Origin of the sequence: Planktothrix prolifica NIVA-CYA 540 (genome assembly GCF_963864145.1) — a bacterium.
Classification (GTDB): domain Bacteria; phylum Cyanobacteriota; class Cyanobacteriia; order Cyanobacteriales; family Microcoleaceae; genus Planktothrix; species Planktothrix agardhii.
This window is the reverse complement of sequence record NZ_CAWLTW010000001.1, coordinates 3,401,797-3,418,256: the sequence shown is the minus strand read 5'-3', so window position 1 is coordinate 3,418,256 and position 16,460 is coordinate 3,401,797. Positions and strand designations below refer to the sequence as shown.

The 16,460-nt window shown below is 37.1% G+C and carries 20 protein-coding genes; 7 read left to right on the top strand and 13 right to left on the bottom strand.

Annotated features, from left to right (window positions below):
• Positions 1-54: 54 nt before the first annotated feature.
• Both AC559H_RS15225 and AC559H_RS15220 read right to left on the bottom strand, forming a co-directional pair.
• A complete protein-coding gene (locus AC559H_RS15225) occupies positions 55-2,157 on the bottom strand; it encodes an adenylate/guanylate cyclase domain-containing protein (protein WP_202806303.1) in 2,103 nt (700 codons plus the stop codon).
• A 182-nt stretch (positions 2,158-2,339) separates the two neighbouring features.
• Complete coding sequence (locus tag AC559H_RS15220; protein WP_051319543.1) at positions 2,340-3,533, bottom strand: RNA-guided endonuclease InsQ/TnpB family protein; 1,194 nt, start codon at positions 3,531-3,533, stop codon at positions 2,340-2,342.
• A 53-nt stretch (positions 3,534-3,586) separates the two neighbouring features.
• On the opposite strand from AC559H_RS15220, the gene AC559H_RS15215 reads away from it, so the two are divergent.
• The 3 genes from AC559H_RS15215 (at position 3,587) to AC559H_RS15205 (ending at position 4,348) form a co-directional block, all read left to right on the top strand.
• Positions 3,587-3,739, top strand: coding sequence for a hypothetical protein (locus AC559H_RS15215; protein WP_155806353.1), 153 nt, complete (start codon positions 3,587-3,589; stop codon positions 3,737-3,739).
• 88 nt (positions 3,740-3,827) lie between these two features.
• Positions 3,828-4,172 (top strand): hypothetical protein, encoded by a 345-nt coding sequence (locus AC559H_RS15210; protein WP_026795917.1) that lies wholly within the window; start codon positions 3,828-3,830, stop codon positions 4,170-4,172.
• The gene (locus AC559H_RS15205) at positions 4,169-4,348 is read left to right on the top strand and encodes a hypothetical protein (RefSeq protein ID WP_026795916.1); all 180 of its coding nucleotides are present in this window, start codon (positions 4,169-4,171) and stop codon (positions 4,346-4,348) included. Before AC559H_RS15210 ends, AC559H_RS15205 begins: the two co-directional genes overlap by 4 nt.
• 101 nt (positions 4,349-4,449) lie before the next feature.
• Here the strand turns inward: AC559H_RS15205 and AC559H_RS15200 are convergent, their stop codons facing one another.
• The 4 genes from AC559H_RS15200 to bchI form a co-directional block, all read right to left on the bottom strand.
• On the bottom strand, positions 4,450-5,709 hold the full coding sequence (locus AC559H_RS15200) for an aspartate aminotransferase family protein (protein WP_026795915.1): 1,260 nt from the start codon (positions 5,707-5,709) through the stop codon (positions 4,450-4,452).
• Between the two features lie 86 nt (positions 5,710-5,795).
• Positions 5,796-6,170 carry a hypothetical protein gene (locus AC559H_RS15195; RefSeq protein ID WP_026795914.1) on the bottom strand — a complete coding sequence of 125 codons (375 nt, stop codon included), beginning with the start codon at positions 6,168-6,170 and terminating at the stop codon, positions 5,796-5,798.
• Positions 6,171-6,176: 6 nt separating this feature from the next.
• Entirely contained in the window at positions 6,177-6,695 is a 519-nt protein-coding gene (gene ruvC, locus AC559H_RS15190) for a crossover junction endodeoxyribonuclease RuvC (RefSeq protein WP_026795913.1), read from the bottom strand.
• A 55-nt stretch (positions 6,696-6,750) separates the two neighbouring features.
• Positions 6,751-7,842 (bottom strand): magnesium chelatase ATPase subunit I, encoded by a 1,092-nt coding sequence (bchI, locus tag AC559H_RS15185; RefSeq protein WP_141295063.1) that lies wholly within the window; start codon positions 7,840-7,842, stop codon positions 6,751-6,753.
• 124 nt (positions 7,843-7,966) lie between these two features.
• On the opposite strand from bchI, the gene AC559H_RS15180 reads away from it, so the two are divergent.
• Entirely contained in the window at positions 7,967-8,431 is a 465-nt protein-coding gene (locus AC559H_RS15180) for a DUF29 domain-containing protein (protein WP_026795912.1), read from the top strand.
• A 71-nt stretch (positions 8,432-8,502) separates the two neighbouring features.
• On the opposite strand, the gene AC559H_RS15175 is transcribed toward AC559H_RS15180, so the two are convergent.
• The 4 genes from AC559H_RS15175 to AC559H_RS15160 form a co-directional block, all read right to left on the bottom strand.
• A complete protein-coding gene (locus tag AC559H_RS15175) occupies positions 8,503-8,712 on the bottom strand; it encodes a type II toxin-antitoxin system HicB family antitoxin (RefSeq protein ID WP_026795911.1) in 210 nt (69 codons plus the stop codon).
• On the bottom strand, positions 8,709-8,927 hold the full coding sequence (locus AC559H_RS15170) for a type II toxin-antitoxin system HicA family toxin (protein ID WP_026795910.1): 219 nt from the start codon (positions 8,925-8,927) through the stop codon (positions 8,709-8,711). The genes AC559H_RS15175 and AC559H_RS15170 overlap by 4 nt, the downstream gene beginning before the upstream one ends.
• Before the next feature lie 48 nt (positions 8,928-8,975).
• Entirely contained in the window at positions 8,976-9,386 is a 411-nt protein-coding gene (locus AC559H_RS15165; RefSeq protein ID WP_026795909.1) for a helix-turn-helix domain-containing protein, read from the bottom strand.
• Positions 9,387-9,502: 116 nt separating this feature from the next.
• Complete coding sequence (locus tag AC559H_RS15160) at positions 9,503-9,805, bottom strand: type II toxin-antitoxin system HigB family toxin (protein ID WP_026795908.1); 303 nt, start codon at positions 9,803-9,805, stop codon at positions 9,503-9,505.
• A gap of 484 nt (positions 9,806-10,289) precedes the next feature.
• On the opposite strand from AC559H_RS15160, the gene AC559H_RS15155 reads away from it, so the two are divergent.
• Entirely contained in the window at positions 10,290-11,369 is a 1,080-nt protein-coding gene (locus tag AC559H_RS15155; protein WP_043939635.1) for a helix-turn-helix domain-containing protein, read from the top strand.
• Between the two features lie 17 nt (positions 11,370-11,386).
• Here the strand turns inward: AC559H_RS15155 and AC559H_RS15150 are convergent, their stop codons facing one another.
• Positions 11,387-12,037: a DUF938 domain-containing protein gene (locus AC559H_RS15150; RefSeq protein WP_026795907.1), complete on the bottom strand. Its 651-nt coding sequence runs from the start codon at positions 12,035-12,037 to the stop codon at positions 11,387-11,389.
• Positions 12,038-12,216: 179 nt separating this feature from the next.
• Between AC559H_RS15150 and AC559H_RS15145 the strand changes: the two genes are divergently transcribed.
• On the top strand, positions 12,217-13,404 hold the full coding sequence (locus AC559H_RS15145; protein ID WP_026795906.1) for an AAA family ATPase: 1,188 nt from the start codon (positions 12,217-12,219) through the stop codon (positions 13,402-13,404).
• Positions 13,401-13,976: a DUF4276 family protein gene (locus AC559H_RS15140; protein WP_026795905.1), complete on the top strand. Its 576-nt coding sequence runs from the start codon at positions 13,401-13,403 to the stop codon at positions 13,974-13,976. Before AC559H_RS15145 ends, AC559H_RS15140 begins: the two co-directional genes overlap by 4 nt.
• Before the next feature lie 307 nt (positions 13,977-14,283).
• Here the strand turns inward: AC559H_RS15140 and AC559H_RS15135 are convergent, their stop codons facing one another.
• Entirely contained in the window at positions 14,284-14,787 is a 504-nt protein-coding gene (locus tag AC559H_RS15135; protein WP_233423134.1) for an EAL domain-containing protein, read from the bottom strand.
• Entirely contained in the window at positions 14,720-16,444 is a 1,725-nt protein-coding gene (locus tag AC559H_RS15130) for a CHASE2 domain-containing protein (protein WP_051340407.1), read from the bottom strand. The genes AC559H_RS15135 and AC559H_RS15130 overlap by 68 nt, the downstream gene beginning before the upstream one ends.
• Between the last annotated feature and the right edge of the window lie 16 nt (positions 16,445-16,460).

Genomic DNA, 16,460 nt, shown 5'->3' with positions numbered 1-16,460 from the left:
GTACGGTCTAGCTTTCAGCTTTCAAGATTCGGTTTAAAATGTCTATAAACTTATTCATAAAATTCCCAAGCTCTCAACTTCAATCGGTGAGTGTTTACTTTTCAATAACCACCCATTCAATTTAGGTTTACCATTAACTTCTTTCTCCGATATTGGCTCAAACTGATAAAGATCCTGAAGCCGACGATAAACGGTCTGAGATACTAAAATTCTGCCGGGTGGACAGGCATTTTTCAGGGCTGTAGCCAGGTTAATCGTATCACCCCAAACATCAAAAATACAGCGATTTCGACCCACAATTCCCGCAATAATATCCCCAGCGTTAATACCAATTGAAATATTCAAGGATAATCCCCGTTCATGACTAAATCGGCGTACAATAATCAAAATTTCTAAGGCAACATCAAGGGCGCGTTTATCGTGATCAAGATAAGGAATTGAAAGCCCACAAACGGCTAAATAACTATCTCCAATTGTTTTAATTTTTTCCATCCCATACCGTTCAGCAACTTCATCAAATGCGGTGAATAAATCATTTAAAATAGCGACGGATTCATTGGCACTTAAGGAGCTAGATAGTTTAGAAAATCCGGTTAAATCGGAGAACAAAACAGCAACATTTGATAGTTCTTCAGCCATATCTTTGTTTCCTCGTTGAAACCGTTTTGCTACTGAAGTAGGAAAAAGACTTAACAATAATTCTTCATTTTCCTGATTTTTTTGTTCTACCAGTAAGGTTTGATCCTGTAAACTCCGTACAATTTTATTGAAGGATTTTGCTAATTCTCCAAATTCATCTTCTGTTTCTAAAGGTACGATTGCATCAAGTTGTCCGGCGGAAATTTTGCGGGTTCCCTTAATCAGTTGATTGATCGGGTTTACAAATAAATTGGCTAAAACCATGGCTATTAATGTTATTACTAACATTAGTAATGTCGCTGAAATTAGAATTTGGTTCCGAAAGGAATAAATCGGAGCATAAGCTTCTGATATATCTATTTCTGATAAAATCACCCAGTCTAATCCATCAATGCGAAGGGGTGCAAAGGAACTCAAAACCGGAATGTTTCGATAGTCTCTAATAGTTCGAGTTCCTTGCTTACCATTTAACGCATCAGCAACGGCTTCTGTCCTCACATATTGTTGTAAAATAGACGTACCATATTGATTGATTCGGTTGATTTCTGCCTCACTCATTCCTAATAATCTCAACGCTTTAGCATAGCCTTTTGGATCTTGTACTAAAAACCTGGAAATGGAACGCATTAAGGTATCTCGTCCGACTAAATAAGTTTCTCCGGTTTGACCTAAACCATCGCTTTCCCAATGCTGATTACCCGTCATCACATGATTAATTTCATTAACTGGAAGTTGAAAAGCTAACACCCCAATTAGCTCAGATTTGTTCAAAATAGGAGCCGCGATAAATGCGGCTGGAGCGCCATAGGAAGGAGCATAAGCTTGAAAATCAATTATTGTGGCATAGTCCTTTGATTGTGCTTCTTTTACCTTCTGAAATAGATCAGCGAGATTACTATTTTGATAGGGGCCGTTTTCCAAATTAGTTGTAAAGTCAGTTTCTTTGAAAACGGTATAAACGATATTTCCTTGGGGATCAATTAGGAACATATCGTAATAACCAAACTTCTGAATAATATTGCGAAAAATAGGGTGATAGCGAGCATGAATTTTGCTATATTCGCTCCCATCTTTGGCATAATCTAAGGCCTCTTTTTTACCCACGGGATGGGGATTATCAGCAATATAATAATATTGTAAATAGCGCGAAGCGATTGTTTTGGGTAGATAGGATTCTAAAATCGGTGAACCTTCTTCAGTTTGGGTGAGGCGGGGAAGAAATTTGTCACGGTAGTAAGTGATTAACTTGGGGTCAAAACTCTGTGTAATATTAATAGTTTGGAGTTGAGGATAAGCCGTTGCAAATTCTTGCATCGCCGCGATGATTGCTGGATCTTCGCTCAAGGTTTGGGTATGATTGCGAATATTTTTAAAGTAGGATTCAATTTGGTAAGCTTTGGAAGCGCGAACACTCGTTAACTGATTAAAGACTCGGTGTGTTAGATTTAATTTTCCACTCCGATACCCTAAATAAGCAGTTACTAAAATTGAACAACTGCTGACGGCTAGCAGCATCATGATCAATTTGGATTTGATACTGACAGAGGTGAGCGATCGCATAATTAAAAAAGATTAGGATAAAGTTTACCTCCCAATGAAGTTTGACATCCACCCCGCCGTAAAACGGGCGGGGATTCCATCTATTTAAGTAGGTCAACCCTTCGACCGTTCGACTGGCTCACGGCTCAGGAGACAACTGCTTAAATGCTGGAAGGGTTGACGCTTCGCCGAGATGCGCTTTCCTTAGAAAGACTGACCTTCTCTCCACGTCCGTTTAAAGTCTCCGAAAGCCCTCCGGCGACTAAAATATTAATTGCGGCGTTAATATCTCGATCATGAGAAATGCCACAGTTTAAACAAATCCACTCTCTAATATTTAGCTCTTTTTTGCCACCTTTAAAACCACAACAAGAGCAAGTTTGAGAAGTTGGAGTCCATCTATCAATTACTCGAAAATCACGTCCGTACATGACTGACTTAGCCTCTAACATAGCTCTAAAACTACGCCAACCCAAGTCAGAAATAGCGCGAGACAACTTTCGGTTCTTAACCATCCCTGAAACATTCAAGTCTTCCAAGACTATTGTTTGGTTTTCACGAATAATCTTAGTTGACAGTTTGTGTAAAAAATCGTTTCTAGTATCAGAAATCTTAGCGTGAAGTTTAGCTAGTTTCTTTCTAGCAACTTCCCTTCTTCTGCTACCATTCTGTTTTCTTGACAAATTTTGCTGTAATCTCCTTAAACGCTTTAATTGTTTCTTTAAAGGTTTAGGAGATTTAATTTTTTCACCGTTACTTAATGTAGCAAAATCAGTGATTCCTAAATCAATTCCAACACTTCGTCCGTTTTTAGGTAATTGTTGAGGATTAAACTCAACTACAAAACTAACAAAGTATCGATCAGCACTGTCTTTAATTAAGGTAACACTAGAAGGAATTGCCGGTAATTCTCTACTCCAGATTACTTTAATGTCACCAATTTTGGCTAAGTAAATGTAATCAGAATTGGGATAGAGTTTAAAACCATTGTCGGTGAACTTAGCAGACTGTTTAGACTTACGTTTCTTGAACTTGGGAGGTTTAACTTTCTTGCCCTTTCTTTGCCCTTTACAGGATTTAAAAAAATTTGAATATGCTTGCTCTAAATCTCTTAAACTTTGTTGTAAGGGAATAGAGGAAACTTCTGTTAACCATTGTTTCTCCTCTGTTTTCTTGAGTTCTGTAAGTCTTTTAGAAAGCTCAATGCTAGAAGGTTTTTTATTCCCGTTCTGATACTCCTGTTTGCAATAGGCTAAGGCATCGTTAAAAACCACCCGACAACAACCAAACAGTCGGGATACTAGCCCCTTTTGTTGGTCTGTTGGGTAGATTCTGTAACGATATCTTAACTTCATTGATTTAACTTGTCATTTGGGATATACTCTAATTATAGAGATAATATTAGAGTATGTCAAGAGAGAAAAAAATTCAATTCAATGTCAATGAGCGCGAATACCAACAACTTAAAGAATATGCAGAATCCCTTAATATTTCAATGGCTGAAGTCTTGAGGGATTATATTAAGTCTTTAGAAAGCCGTCGTAGAACGACGGGGTTTTAAACCCATTTTTTCGATAACTTAAAAGTTCAGAACACAATATGTCATAATTAAAGCTGACATATCTTGATTGTTACTTTCCTAATTATCAATGGTTGCACTTCCCCTAGAACTTACAACAACGGTTTTAGAATTACAAAGGCAGTTATTAGTGGTTATTAACCATGCCACAGAAACCAGTTTTGTAATCATGGAAACCTATTCTGACACGGAAACCACTGTTATCGCCTTAGAAGATCTCGATAATATTCGGCAAAGGGCAAATACCTACTATTCCCGATTTTATACCCTGATGGTCAGAATGGCTGAATCACAGCCGATTCCTAATTCTGCTATGCTGGAGCCGCTGACTCGCTCTATTGAGGACGCAATAGTCACAATAGCCAGAGCACAAGCTACAATTAGAGAAGCAAGGAGTAACTTTAATTTGCCATGACTCAAGAACATCAACCCGATTTACAAAAAGTTAAACAAACATCTGTTAAAATTCAGGAAGTTTGCCAACGAGCAGATGCAGGGATTTCTATTTTGGATAATCTTATTTCCCAGTTAGAGATCCAAATGAATGCTTCTGCTCTGTATCGTTATCGTTCAAAAAAAACTAAGAATTGATTAAATATTTAGCCATAACTATTTCAAAACACTATCAAATATGGTTTGATTTTCCCTATCTTCTCTCGGTCAAAGAAAGAAGAATAGGGAATTGAGTGAAATTAAGCCGTTAACTGTTTTAAGGCATTTTCAACTGCTTGTAACGCCTGATTAACTTCTTCCTCTGTCACAATTAATGGTGGCACAAAACGTAACACTTTCGGGCCAGCCGGAACTAACAATAAACCCGCTTCCATTACTACTTTTACGACTTGGGGAGAAGTTAATTCCACATCCTCTTTTAATTCCAAACCATTAATTAAACCCCAGCCTCGGACATCAGCAATTAAATCAGGATATTTTTCAGCAATTTCTGTTAATTTACTGCGAAGTTGTTCACCCCGTTTCTGTACATTTTCCAGAATATTTTCTCTTTCTAAGGTTTGACAAACAGCCAACGCCACAGCACAAACAAAAGGATTTCCGCCAAAGGTAGAGGCATGACTTCCAGGTTCAAAAACATCACAGAAAGCTTTACACATCATCGCCCCGATGGGAATACCACCGCCCAAACCCTTCGCGGAGGTAAAAATATCCGGTTCAATTCCTAAGTTTTCATAACCCCATAATTTACCACTGCGACCCATGCCAACTTGCACTTCATCTAAGATTAAAAGAATGCCTTTTTGATCGCAAATTTGCCGAATTCGTTGGAAATATGCCATATCCCCAGGACGAACACCGCCTTCTCCTTGCAGCGCTTCTAACATAATAGCTGCAACCCGTCGCCCGTCTTTATCGACATCAGCAATTGTTAATTCTAAAGCATCAATATCATTATAAGGAACATAAACAAAACCTGGCACTAAAGGACTAAAACCTTTTTGATATTTAGGTTGTCCAGTAGCAGTAATTGTAGCTAAAGTTCGACCATGAAAACTGGCGTGGGCGGTAATAATAACCGGGTCTTCAATATTTAATTTATCATGGGCATATTTCCGGGCTAATTTAATCGCTCCTTCGTTAGCTTCCGCTCCAGAATTACAGAAAAATGCTTTATCTGCACAGGAATGATCTGTTAACCATTTCGCTAATTCTCCTTGCACGGGAACATAATATAAATTAGAAACATGGTGCAAGGTTTTAATTTGTTTGGTGACCGCTTCAATTAACACTGGATGGGCGTGTCCCAGGGTACAAGTGGCAATTCCCGCCACAAAATCTAAGTATTCTTTGCCATTGGTATCCCAAACCCGACACCCTTCTCCCCGCTCTAAGGCAATGGGAAAACGGGCGTAGGTGTTCATAACATGGGAATTAAAGTCATCAATACTAAAATCGCTGGTAACAGGTGCTGCTTTGACTAAGGTTTCTGGACTCATAAATTACTCCTAAATTCGGTTTGTGTTTGATTTCTAAATTTTAGGGTAAAATCTTCGTTTCCGGGGTTGGTTTTGTTACCAAATCCCTATAATTTATATTCTAAAGGTTGACAAAATTGCTCAATTCCCGATTTCACCGCATAAATGACAACCGGAGTAATTAATAGGGCTGGACATTGATTTTCAGCAATTAGAGATTCTACCATGGCTTTAATATTGCCTTGAATTAATTCTTCCCGCAGGTCTTTATTACACAAACTCACTCGATATCGTTTGGCTAACCCATCTAACCAATTTTCCGAAGTATCGGGCGACTGACCCACATAAATTGCCATTTCAATGGCCGCATCTTCGAGATCTCCTTCACAATTTTCAATTCTATCTAAGGCTTCTAAAGCAACGGAATATTCAGCTAATCGCGAGCGAAATTGAGCGATTTCTTGAGAAGTTAGGATTATCATAAATTATCAAATTAATTCATACTGAAAAATTATATCAGGATCAAACCAAGCTGTTAATGCGGTGGCTAAAGCATCCGCAGCATCATCAGGTCTAGGAATTTCTGTTAAATTCAGTTCCCTAGCAACAGCTTCTTGAACTTGATATTTGTCCGCATTGCCATGTCCCGTTAAAGCCTTTTTAACTTGACCCGGAGTAAACTCAATTAACGGAATCTGGTGTTGAGCCAAAACCAATAATAACACTCCTTTTGCTTGAGCAAGGGCAATGGTATTTGCCATGCGATAAAAAAACAGTTTTTCCACAATAGCCAAATCGGGTTTTATATGGGTTAATAACTGGTTTAAATCCTCATAAATAATACATAAACGCTTGCCTAATTCGGTTTTAGCTGGGGTTTTAATTACCCCAAAATCAATCATAGAAACAGATTTTTGTTCCTGAGTTTGATCATCAATTTCACACTCTATTGCTCCAAATCCTAATATTGCCAAACCCGGATCAAAACCTAAAATTATTTTTTTCATAAAATTTAAGGTGCGTCAGCCAGCAGCCCACGCACCATTTTTTGTCAATCACTAACTAGGCATCAGGTAAACCAAAAACTTGACGGAAAACCTTCTGAACTTTGAAACCAGAATCAATTGTTTCCAAAGGATCTTTGCGTAAACGGTGACGCAAACATAAAGTAATCACCCGTTGAATATCATCGACGGTTACTTCCGTTCGTTGTTCAAAAGCAGCTAAGGCTTTTGCCGCTCGGTTACTAACAATATCTCCGCGTAAACCATCCACATCTAATTCCGAACAAATCTGGGAAATTTTTACCCGTAAATCATAATCAATTTGTACAGAGGGGAGGAGGGTTTGAGCTTCTACAAGTTTATGTTGTAATTGGTGTTGGTCGTTAATATGCTTTTCTAAAAAAACTTCAGGATTTTGATCAAAAGCGGTTCTTTCTTCAACAATTTTAACCCGTAAATTCGGCTCTTTTACGGTTCTAATTTCGGCGTGCATTCCAAACCGATCTAATAATTGCGGACGTAACTCCCCTTCTTCGGGATTTCCCGAACCTACTAACACAAACCGCGCCGGGTGACGAATAGAAATTCCCTCCCTTTCCACGGTATTCCAACCACTGGCCGCCGAGTCTAACAAGACATCAACTAAGTGATCATCGAGGAGGTTGACTTCATCGACATACAAAATCCCCCGATTTGCTTTGGCCAGAAGTCCAGGTTCAAAGGCTTTCACCCCTTCAGATAGGGCTTTTTCAATATCAATTGTACCACAAACCCGGTCTTCCGTGGCCCCCAAAGGCAAATCTACCATCGGGACTTTTTTCCGAGATACGGGAATATCCTGATGTTGACTCAGACGTTCGCGGACGTTATCACTCATCAAGTCTGCATCGGTGGGATGGCTATTGAAGGGGTCATCGGCGATAACTTCAATTTCGGGAAGCAGGTCAGCTAGGGCGCGGATAGTGGTGGATTTTCCCGTCCCGCGATCGCCCATAATCATCACACCACCGATTTTAGGATCGATAGTATTTAAAATTAAAGCCAGTTTCATTTCTTCCTGGCCGACAATTGCGGTGAAGGGAAAAACAGGACGACGAGACAGGTTGACCGTTGTTTGTGTATCTGTTGGCAGTGCGACAGTTGAAATCACAGTTTACTCTCAATTTCCAATATTACCGTAATTTATTTTTACACATTTGGGGGACAATGGGTTCAATCATCCGTCAACCGCCTGCTGTCATTGGTTCTTGAATTAACTTTAAAGGGTTGGAAAAATGCTTAAACATCTCTATGAAAAAGATTTTCAACTTTGGCTTCAGCAAACAATTGAACAGTTAGAACAAGGCAATTTTGCTGCTGTGGATATGGAACATTTAGTTGAGGAGTTAACCGAGTTGGGAAAATCGGAAAAAAATCGCCTGGAAAGTAATTTGATGGTTTTGCTGGCGCATTTACTCAAGTTAAGGGTGCAAAAGGATGCACCGGAAATAATCAAGGGAAGTTGGTATAATTCCGTTGATGAACATCGTCAGCGTGTTCAAAAGCAATTGCAACAAACTCCTTCTTTAAAATCTTATTTAAAAACTGCCCTGGAAACGGCTTATATTGATGGTCGTCGGTTAGCGATTAAAGAAGGAAAACGTGCTCAATTTGGGGTTCGTATTCCTAATCAAGAAGAATATCCTCAGATTTGTCCATTTTCACTTGAACAAATTTTAGATGAAGATTTTTATGGTTAAAATCCCTAACTAATAAACCGAGTTTCTAGGGAAGAAAACCGCCGGAGAAACATGAAAAATATGAAGATTAACTAGACTTGAATTGTTAAAGGCTTAGGAAGTTCTTTTCCTCTCGCCTGATAATCTTCAATTAAAAGTTCTAATACTTCCTGACCACTTTTTAAGGCTTCTTCGTAGGTTTCCCCGTGAGTATGAGCATAAGGCCCAAATTCAGGTAAACTCACCACATATTTTTGATCTTCGTCTGACCATTGAATTAAAATACTATATTGAGAGTTCATTGTTCATCCTCCTGTTGTAACTGTTTTAAATCTCTAAGTGCATTTCTAACATCTCGTTCTTGATAACGATCTGCATCACTTCCATCTTTCCCAGAAATAGTTAGACTATATTCTAATAAAGAATGATTCCATACAGTATGACTTCCTTTACCGGAACGATATAAAAATCCCGCTTTAAGTAGCATAGCTTTTATTTCTCGAATTTTCTTTGGCACGAATTTATTTTCCTCCTTCAGACAATTTCCTTAACTCCAAATTTTTATCTACTTCCTCATTGAATTTATAGGAAAGAAAACCGCCGGAGAAACATGAAAAAATTCAGCTAATTCTTCAATATGCCGTTTCGTTAGTTCTCGTTTTCCGTTTAAAATATCCGAGACGATGGATTCAGTTTTAAAAATTGAAACTAAGTCTTTTTGACGTAATTCATTATCTTCGATTAAACTCTTGAGCAATTCTACTCCATAAATATCAGGAATGGGTTCTTGCTGTTGTTCATATTCATAAACTAAAGCACCTAACACATTCAAATAGTCTTTTTCATCTTGACTCAGTTTCCTCTGATCTAATAATTGATCAATCATATTTTGAGTCAATTCTAATTCTTCCTCAGACGTTATAGGACGCGGAGGAAAATTTGTGAGTAATTCAATATAATCATTAGAAGCTAACATTTTTAAATGAGTGTAAACTTGAAATTTTGATAGAAATAGGGCTGAGTTTGCCCTATTTCTATTACCTAATCAGTGCTTAACATCAACAAAACATACTTTTGCATGAGAGTTTTAGCTTACTGATACCATTTATCTTGTTTCCATTTGTCTTGATCATATTCTCCATGAGTGAGAATCTGACGAATAAAGAGTTTCCTATATTCATAATCTATATAAGCAATTAACCGATAGTTATTTCCCCCAATATCAAAAACCGTAAAGTTACCTACAAAATCTACAGTTCTGAATGTTAAACACACATCAGCAGTGGTTTTCCAGTCAGCTTTTTCAGTAATTTTATACCAACTTTTTAAACTGGTTTCAGCTTTAGGGTATTTTATCCAAAATGGTTTAAGTTTGGATTTGGCAATAATGTGCATTATTAGGGTATTTTGTCCAAAACGGTTTAAGTTTGGATTTTGAAATAATGTGCATTAGGAGAACCTCTTAAACAAATTTTTTTCATATCAAGGACTCCTTGTTGTTTTGTTTGTTAATCAATAAAATAATCTTAGCAAAATGCGAATAAATCTGCAACCTTGATCTTGAAGTTTTTTCAGAAAACGCCGAAAACCCTGACTGGCAAAGATTTCAACCTCGTAGAGTCCCTGCTCGTTACTGACGCACCTTATGGAAGTGATTGGTAAGAGGCGGTAAACCAGATTTTTAGATATTTGTCAATATTTCTTCAATAAAAGTTGCAAACTTGGGAGAGTTATGTTAACTTTTATTTTTACATATCCAGTTAAAAAATACTCAAACATCTTGATAAAAAAGATTTTTTCACAACCTCCGCATCCGGAATCACAACCAAACCATAGAAGAAATGACTTAGATAGCTGGTATGGAGGCGGGGTATAAATTATGGAACTAAATCCGGTTAATGGTTTTGGTGTGACAGCACCGACAACAGTAGAAGTCTCTCCTGAAGGTTTACGCTCCCTGGTGCGTCAAATTGAGGCGGAATTATATTGTAGTGAAGTCTATAATATTGCTTTAAAAAGTTTACAAAAAATGTTAGGACAGGCGGCAAGTAAAGCTGAAATTGTGATTAAAGCTGTGGGACGAGAAGCGATTCAATTGTCTTTAAAGCAAATGGCTAAACAAGAAACAACTATTATTTCTACGATGTCTGCTTCTGCTAATCATTCTATTTCTGTAACTGCTATTCCCTCGAATAATCAAGATATTTCTACTCCTACAGAAGTTCAAACTGTTGTAGTTTCTCCCCTGGGGTTAGTTGCGGGATATCAAGCACCGGATTTAACGGTAGAATCTTCGGAACAAACTTCGACTATTTCTGGATCAGATAATATTCCTAAAACTAAAACTAAAACTAAAAATCAACGTCCGAATCAAGCAGAAATCAATCAGCAAATTCATGAAAAACAAAAAATTTATTTACAAGAAATTGGGATAGAATTGCGTCAAGCTAGAGAATTCTATAGTCTTACATTACAGCAAATGCACTATTTTACTTTGGTTCCTTTGCATCATTTAGAGGCTTTAGAAGAGGGAAAACTTGAGGCTTTACCGGAAGATGTTTATATTCGCGGGTTTATTTATCGGGCGGCGAATGCTTTGGGATTAGAAGGGGGAAAAATGGCATCATCTTTTCCTTGTTTGGAATTTAATCAACAACTAGGAAAGTCTGCTTCTAAGGTTGATGTAGATTCAGAATTTTATCTCAATTCAGCCCATTTATATTTAGGTTATGCGGCTATTTTAGCAGGTTCTATGGGGGGAGTTGCTTGGTTATCTCAACAAAATGTTCCCGATGTAACTCTCCCCCCCGATATCCAAAATTTATTGGAACAAAAAACTCCCCAATCTCGCCATCAAGAACAAACAAATCCCATACCCGGAAGACAGTCAAAAACCAGTGAAGTTGAGATTGGCTTAGATTTTTCTCCTCCTGAAATGATGAATAATGCGATCACTTAATTATACTTAATTATATCCTATATTTTCTGAAAAATCAAGGATAAATTATTAGCTGGCATCGGTATTACTTCCACTAACCGGAAATTTTCTAATTCCGCAATTGCAACAACTTCTTCTAAATTTCTCACGCCCCATTCTGGATTAGATAACCGTAAAGAGGTATCAAAATCTTGATTACTTGGTGCGGTGTGTTTGCCATTTTGTTTATAGGGGCCGTATAAATATAAAATTCCTCCTGATGGTAAAATTCGATTTGCACCTGCAATTAATTTTAGGCAAGCTGACCAAGGGGAAATATGAATCATATTAATATTAACAATGGCAGTAATCGGAAATTCCTGTAAGCAAAAGGGCAATTTTAAATCGGGATTTTCGACTGACCAAACGGATTTATGTACATCTAATTCTAAAGGAGGAAATAAATTATCAGCAGGAAAATAGGTTTCCCAAGCTAAAATACTAGCTTGCAAAAGCGGATTAACTTCCGATGGCAACCATTTTCTCGGTTTCAACTCAGGGGCAAAAAATACCGCGTGTTGTCCCGTACCACTGGCTATTTCTAATACCGTCCCATTAACTGGAAGTACCCGTTTTAATACCTCTAAAATCGGTTGTTGATTCCTTTCTGTTGCTGGGGCATATTGACGAGCATCGTTGAGATGATTCATTTTATTAATTGGTAATGGGTAATGCAGCTTATAGCAAGTCTAAATGAATTATATAGTAGGAGTCACCGAAGTCATCTTTGGCGAAATGAGAGCGATCGCATAACAATTTGGTAAAGATGAGGAATGGGGAATAATATATAATAGATCACTATTAGTCAATTTACTTGTAAAATATAATTATGCAAATTACCAGTATCAGAGTCAAAAACTATCGAGTTTTTGAAAATTTGAGAGTAGATAATATTCCCGCTTTTTGTGTATTAATTGGTGCTAATGGTACTGGGAAATCAACTCTGTTTGATATTTTTGGTTTTTTGCGAGATGCTTTAAAAAATAACATTCGTCAAGCTCTCCAAATTCGAGGCGGTTACAAGGAAGTTATTACCAGAGGCAAAGAAAAAGAAGATATAGAAATAGAGCTACAATTTCAGATGGATATTTTAGGTAAAAAACGACTTGTTACTTATATATTGATTATGGGACAAGAAAATCAAAAAGCCGTGATCAAAAGAGAAATATTGCGTTATAAACGGGGTGAATATGGCTCTCCCTATCACTTCCTTGATTTTAGTAAAGGTAAAGGTTATGCGATTACCAATGAAGAAAATTTTAGTCAAGCAGATGAAGAATTAAAAAGAGAAGAACAACAACTAGAATCCAATGATATTTTAGCAATTAAAGGATTAGGACAATTTCAACGTTTTAAAGCCGCTACTGCTTTTCGCTCCCTAATCGAAAATTGGCACGTTTCCGACTTCCATATTAGCCTATCAAGGGGTAGTAAAGATGCACTTTATGCTGAACATCTTTCTCCCACAGGCGATAATATAGCGGTTGTTGCACAATATTTATATCGAGAACATCCTGAGATTTTCCAAACCATATTAACCAGAATAAAAGAAAGAATCCCCGGTATTTCTACAGTGGAAGCAAAAGACACAGAAGACGGGCGATTAATTTTAAAATTTCAAGATGAAGCATTTAAAGATCCATTTATTGATCGTTATGTATCTGATGGCACAATGAAAATGTTTGCCTATTTAATTTTGCTTTTTGATCCTAAACCTCACCCTTTACTTTGTGTTGAAGAACCAGAAAACCAGTTATATCCAAATCTTTTAACCGAACTTGCTGAAGAATTTGCTAGTTATGCAAATAGAGGAGGACAAGTTTTTGTTTCTACCCATTCCCCTGACTTTTTAAATGCAGTTTCTTTAGACAGTATATTTTGGCTAATCAAAGAAAAAGGGATCACTAAAATGTCTAAAGCCTCAGATCACGAAATCCTCAGAAAATTAGTAGAAGAAGGGGATTTACCTGGCTATTTATGGAATCAAGGTTGGTTTAAAGGGGTTGCACCTGTATGAGTTATGACTTGATTTTTTTATTAGAAGAACCTTCTATAAAAAATGTTTTAGAAGAAATCTTACCCAAAATCATACCTGAGCAAATTTCCTTTATTTGTATTGCTCATCAAGGTAAACAAGACTTAGCTAAATCTATTGCTATTAAAATTAGAGCTTTCAAAACCAGCCCCCATACTCAATTTATCGTAGTTCATGATCAAGATTCTCATGATTGCCAAAAACTTAAAGCCGAATTATTACAAATTTGTCAAACTGCTGGACAAAATAACCCAATGATTAGGATTATTTGTCATGAGCTAGAATCTTGGTTTTTAGGCGATTTGGAGGCGGTAGAAACAGCCTATAATCTTAAACCTAATACTTTGAGTAAACATCAAAATAACAGAAAATACCGTAACCCTGATCAACTTAACTCCGCTAAACAGGAACTCAAAAATTTAGTCCGAGAATATTATCCAGCTACTCACTCAAAAAAAATTGCTCCTTATCTATCTCTAACCGATAATAAATCTAAAAGTTTTAAAGTTTTTATTCAAGGCATACAAAATATTATCATAAACCTAAATTATTAGATTGCAAAAAAGTATATGATTGAGTTGTAGAAACTGCTATAGCAATCCTATTTGAGTTGTGTTCAAAAGTCCTGGGCAAAAGGGAACAGGGAACAGGGAACAGGGAACAGCCCCCCCAAACCCCCCGTGCACGGGGGGCTAGGGGGGGAGGGAACGCCGGATCTGGGGTAATACTTCTGGCTGTTTCATGTCAGTATTAAAATGTTACAACCTATTTAGGATTGCTATATAGAGCGATCACTTTCCAATGATAACTGTTTTTCTTCGTGTCTTAGTGCTTTTGTGTTTCCACCTAAAAAAACCCGAATTACCATTGGGGATTAGACTCTACAAAGGCTGTTACAATGTCTGAAGGAACAGGTTTAAGAAAGAAATAACCTTGAGCATATTCACACCCCAAAGAACGCAATTGTGCCAGTTGATAGGCGGTTTCTACCCCTTCAGCAATTACCTCTTTATTTAACGCATGAGCTAACCGAATAATCGTGCGGACAATGGCTAAATTTTCTCCCGCTTCATCTGCTTCTATTTGTCCGACAAAAGACCGATCAATTTTAAGTGTATCAATGGGAAATCTAGGTAAATAACTTAAGGAAGAAAACCCCGTCCCAAAATCATCAATACTCAATTTTAACCCTAGGGATTTTAACTGCTTTAATAGATAAATTGTAGCCTCCACATCATCCATTAACACACTTTCTGTAATTTCTAATCTTAACCCATTGGGGTTAATCCCTGAAGTTTTAATAATCTCTTGAATTTGTTCGACTAAATCCGGCTGAAAAAACTGTCTGACTGAAAGCAATTCCAATACTTAAAGTCATAAAAATATCATGATTACTCAAGTTAAAAGGAGAAAGGAGAGTATTTTGAATTCGATTAGCGACAAAAGTGGCATTTTCAGGGGGTTTTAAATGTTCAATTAAAATCGCAAATTCATCCCCTCCCAACCTAGCAATAATATCTTTATTTCTCAAACAATATTTAATTCTTTGGACAATCTCAATTAATAATTTATTTCCCGCTTCATATCCTAAACTATCATTAATTCGCTTAAATCGATCAATATTCAAAAACATAACTGCACATTGAGATTGATCATTTTTTGTATTTGCAATTGCCCATCCCACTCGATCTAAAAATAAAATACGGTTAGGTAATCCGGTCAAAATATCATGTAAAGAATTATGAATTTGTTTATAACCAATTACCCCTATTCCTGACAAAAATAAGGAAAAAATAGGAGCAATAATAGGAACCCAAATATTTAATAAAAACAGCCCGTAGCCAGTTCCCAATAAACCCAAAATCCCGATAATTAAAGCTAAACCTTGCTTCAGAGGATGGGAAATTACCCAGATCAATATCCCCCCTACTATTGCCCAAATTCCTATCCAAAATACTTCTAAAAATTGAGGCGCAAACCTAAATAAATCTGAAGGATATAAAACTTGGGATAATAGATTAGGAGATTTATAAATTAGGGTAGCATTAATAATCTGACTCACCATTTGAGCATGAATTAGTACCCCAGGCATTTTAAAATCATCCCCAGCTTTAATACTATAGGGGGTTAAGAAAACATCGGGAATACTCGGAGCAGTTGTGCCAATTAAAACAATTTTATTTTTAATCCATTTTGGGTCAACTTGATTTGATAAAACCTCTCCTATACTGACAATTCTAGCAATTTCTGGGGTGCGATAGTTCAGAAGAATTTGGTATCCTCGGTCATCAATATTGGCATAACCTCCATCTCCAGATTTTAACGGGAAAAATATAGTTTTTCCCAGTTCCATATATTGAGGATATCGGCTATTATTTTTAGGCTCAATTCCCTGAGCTTTCAAGTAAGCTAATGCTAGTTGTAAAGAAAAAGCAAAGATCGTTTGATCATCTTGATCACTAGCAAATAATAACTGGCGACGCACCACTCCATCCGGGTCTAATACTAAATCATTAAATCCAATCTGCTCAGGAGAAATTCCCGGAGGAGGTGACACACTGGGATTTTTAGAATTTCCGATTTTGGTAATTACAATAACATTATCTGCTTTTAACTGCTGTGATAATTGGGCAACCCCGGGTTCTAGGGGTAAATCTCGGTATAAATCCAAGCCAATTACCAGGGACTGATGTTGTTGGAGTTTAGCAAAAACCTCTGCCAAAACTTGATCCGTCAAAGGCCATTGTTTTTGAGATTGGATATCATCTTCAGTAATAGCAACAATTAATAAGTTAGGATCAGGTTCAGCAGTAGACCGCAAACAAATTAAAGCATCAAACATTCTTAATTCTAACGGCTCTAACCAGCCTAATTTTTGACATCCGACCACAAACACCGTAACCATTAAACTGGTCAATAAGGCTGGGGATAACCGGACTAAGGAAGGTAAGACCTTTCCCTGATCTCTAGCCATCGCTGAAGATATCCAAGTTTTGGGAAAACGCAACTTTCGAGAAAACATGAATTTAAGGTAAAAT

What these genes read in the sequence shown, in the direction of transcription:
- AC559H_RS15195 (WP_026795914.1), bottom strand. Translation starts at nt 6,170, where the DNA reads ATGATAATCCTAACTTCTCAAGAAATCGCTCAATTTCGCTCGCGATTA.
- AC559H_RS15220 (WP_051319543.1), bottom strand. Translation starts at nt 3,533, where the DNA reads ATGAAGTTAAGATATCGTTACAGAATCTACCCAACAGACCAACAAAAG.
- AC559H_RS15155 (WP_043939635.1), top strand. Translation starts at nt 10,290, where the DNA reads ATGGAACTAAATCCGGTTAATGGTTTTGGTGTGACAGCACCGACAACA.
- ruvC (WP_026795913.1), bottom strand. Translation starts at nt 6,695, where the DNA reads ATGAAAAAAATAATTTTAGGTTTTGATCCGGGTTTGGCAATATTAGGA.
- AC559H_RS15175 (WP_026795911.1), bottom strand. Translation starts at nt 8,712, where the DNA reads ATGAACTCTCAATATAGTATTTTAATTCAATGGTCAGACGAAGATCAA.
- AC559H_RS15215 (WP_155806353.1), top strand. Translation starts at nt 3,587, where the DNA reads ATGTCAAGAGAGAAAAAAATTCAATTCAATGTCAATGAGCGCGAATAC.
- AC559H_RS15200 (WP_026795915.1), bottom strand. Translation starts at nt 5,709, where the DNA reads ATGAGTCCAGAAACCTTAGTCAAAGCAGCACCTGTTACCAGCGATTTT.
- AC559H_RS15160 (WP_026795908.1), bottom strand. Translation starts at nt 9,805, where the DNA reads ATGCACATTATTGCCAAATCCAAACTTAAACCATTTTGGATAAAATAC.
- AC559H_RS15180 (WP_026795912.1), top strand. Translation starts at nt 7,967, where the DNA reads ATGCTTAAACATCTCTATGAAAAAGATTTTCAACTTTGGCTTCAGCAA.
- AC559H_RS15150 (WP_026795907.1), bottom strand. Translation starts at nt 12,037, where the DNA reads ATGAATCATCTCAACGATGCTCGTCAATATGCCCCAGCAACAGAAAGG.
- AC559H_RS15205 (WP_026795916.1), top strand. Translation starts at nt 4,169, where the DNA reads ATGACTCAAGAACATCAACCCGATTTACAAAAAGTTAAACAAACATCT.
- AC559H_RS15225 (WP_202806303.1), bottom strand. Translation starts at nt 2,157, where the DNA reads ATGATGCTGCTAGCCGTCAGCAGTTGTTCAATTTTAGTAACTGCTTAT.
- AC559H_RS15210 (WP_026795917.1), top strand. Translation starts at nt 3,828, where the DNA reads ATGGTTGCACTTCCCCTAGAACTTACAACAACGGTTTTAGAATTACAA.
- AC559H_RS15145 (WP_026795906.1), top strand. Translation starts at nt 12,217, where the DNA reads ATGCAAATTACCAGTATCAGAGTCAAAAACTATCGAGTTTTTGAAAAT.
- AC559H_RS15140 (WP_026795905.1), top strand. Translation starts at nt 13,401, where the DNA reads ATGAGTTATGACTTGATTTTTTTATTAGAAGAACCTTCTATAAAAAAT.
- AC559H_RS15130 (WP_051340407.1), bottom strand. Translation starts at nt 16,444, where the DNA reads ATGTTTTCTCGAAAGTTGCGTTTTCCCAAAACTTGGATATCTTCAGCG.
- AC559H_RS15165 (WP_026795909.1), bottom strand. Translation starts at nt 9,386, where the DNA reads ATGTTAGCTTCTAATGATTATATTGAATTACTCACAAATTTTCCTCCG.